The sequence below is a fragment of the Pseudomonas sp. 50_B genome (assembly GCF_017491625.1).
GTDB classification, from domain to species: domain Bacteria; phylum Pseudomonadota; class Gammaproteobacteria; order Pseudomonadales; family Pseudomonadaceae; genus Aquipseudomonas; species Aquipseudomonas danubii.
Genome location: NZ_JAFGYX010000216.1, coordinates 1 through 242 on the forward strand (window position 1 = coordinate 1; position 242 = coordinate 242).

Consider the following 242-nt stretch of genomic DNA (forward strand, 5'->3'; position numbering starts at 1 on the left):
CGGCCAGGAATCCCAGGCCATCGTCCGCGACGGCGTGGTCTACGTCACCGGCTCCTACTCGCGGGTATTCGCCCTCGACGCCAAGACCGGCAAACGCCTGTGGACCTACAACCACCGCCTGCCGGACGACATCCGCCCGTGCTGCGACGTGATCAACCGCGGCGTGGCGCTGTACGGCGACCTGGTGTTCTTCGGCACCCTGGACGCCAAGCTGGTGGCCCTGAACAAGGACACCGGCAAGG

1 protein-coding gene is annotated in these 242 nt (G+C 67.4%); it reads left to right on the plus strand.

What is annotated here, in order from left to right; all coding sequences use genetic code 11:
• Nucleotides 1-242 (plus strand): PQQ-binding-like beta-propeller repeat protein (locus J5M73_RS32215; protein ID WP_207817056.1); only part of this gene is annotated, 242 nt, incomplete at both ends.